Source organism: Streptomyces sp. H27-H5 (genome assembly GCF_026627505.1).
GTDB lineage: Bacteria > Actinomycetota > Actinomycetes > Streptomycetales > Streptomycetaceae > Streptomyces.
In genome coordinates, this window is the sequence record NZ_JAPNLK010000274.1 from 1 (window position 1) to 1,662 (window position 1,662).

At 66.9% G+C, this 1,662-nt stretch carries 1 protein-coding gene; it reads left to right on the forward strand.

Going from position 1 to position 1,662, the window contains the following annotated elements; genetic code table 11:
• The first annotated feature begins 120 nt into the window (after positions 1-120).
• A complete protein-coding gene (locus OTB19_RS42700; RefSeq protein ID WP_267804249.1) occupies positions 121-1,509 on the forward strand; it encodes an IS1380 family transposase in 1,389 nt (462 codons plus the stop codon).
• Positions 1,510-1,662 lie beyond the last annotated feature (153 nt).

The following is a 1,662-nucleotide window of genomic DNA, read 5'->3' on the forward strand; positions in this document are numbered from 1 at the left end:
CCTCGATCCACCGTGTAGTGGTCGGGCTGTGGACGGAGAAACCAGAAGAGGTGCCTGCTGACCTGGGATGATGGGAGTTCTGACGCTTCCACCAGTACCAACCAGCAAGGCACCTCTGAAGTGAAATTGTTCCATAGCCCCGCGCGGGTGTTCGCCGCGTTCGATGAGCCGAATCTCATTGCGTATGCCGGGCTGGTCCCGGTGATCCGACTGGCCGAGCGGTGTGACCTGCCGGGGCTGGTCGCGGAGAAGGTGCGGTTGACCGGTGCGAAGAACGGCGCTGGTACGGCTGCCGACGCGAAGGTGATGAGCATCGTGGGCGGTATGGCCGCCGGTGCCGACTCCATCGACGACCTGGACGTCCTGCGCCACGGCGGGCTGGCGAAGCTGTTCGGCGGGGTGCGGGCGCCGTCCACGCTGGGCACCTTCCTGCGCGCCTTCACCTGGGGTCATGTACGCCAACTTGAGTCGGCGGCACGCGCGTTCACCTGCAATCTGGCCGCCCATACCGGCTTCGTCCCAAAGGGGGACGAGGTGGTGTTCGTCGATATCGACTCCAAGGTCAAACAGGTCTACGGCCCGTCCAAACAGGGCGCCTCCTTCGGCTACACCAAGGTCCGCGGCCTCCACTTCCAGATCGTCACCGTCAAGACCTCCACCTGCGCGCCGGTCATCGTCGCCACCAGACTGCGCAAGGGCTCGGCGGGATCGGGCAAGGGCGCCGCCTCGCTGCTGCGGGAGGCCCTGGCCACGGTGCGGGCGATGGGCATCACCGCACAGATCGTCGTCCGCGCCGACTCCGCCTACTTCTCCCACAAGGTCGTGGACGCCTGCCGCAAGGCCGGCGCCCGCTTCTCCCTGGCCGTCGCGGTCACCAAGACGATCCGTGCGGCCATCGAGACCATCCGGGCCGATGCCTGGAGGTCGATCAAGTACACCGACGCGATCTGGGACGAGGAGGAGGAACGCTGGATCTCTGATGCCGAGATAGCCGAGATCGAGTTCACCGCGTTCACCAGCAAGAAGAAGGCGTTCCACACCAGCGCCCGGCTCATCGTGCGCCGCGTGAAACGACTGAACCCGAAGACAGTGCCCGAGGGGCAGAGTGAACTGTTCGCCGTCTGGCGCCACCACGTGATCTTCACCGACAGCGTCTTCGTCCTCACCGACGCCGAACCCATGCACCGTGATCATGCCGCGGTGGAACAGGTCTTCGCCGATCTGGAGGACTCCGCCCTCGCGCACCTGCCCTCGGGGAAGTTCACCGCGAACGCCGCCTGGCTCACCCTGGCGGCCACCGCCTACAACCTCACCCGCGCCGCCGGCCACCTCGCCTCCGCCTTCCACGCACGCGCCCGGACCGGCACGATCCGCCGCCATCTCATCAACGTTCCGGCCCGCATCGCCCGCCCGGGACGACACGTGGTGCTGCATCTTCCCCAACGATGGCGCTGGGCCGACGACTTCACCGACCTGTGGACCGCCACCGGACAACGGATGCAGACCTGACCCGCCGGACCCCCGCCGCCCGCCCACGACCTGGAAGACCTTGGAGAACCCGCCACCGGCAGCGGCCAGCCGGAAACCCACCCTGCCCAAAACCGGAAACCCGCCCCGAAAACAATCACACCGCGTGACCAGAGATCACGCGGTGGATCGAGG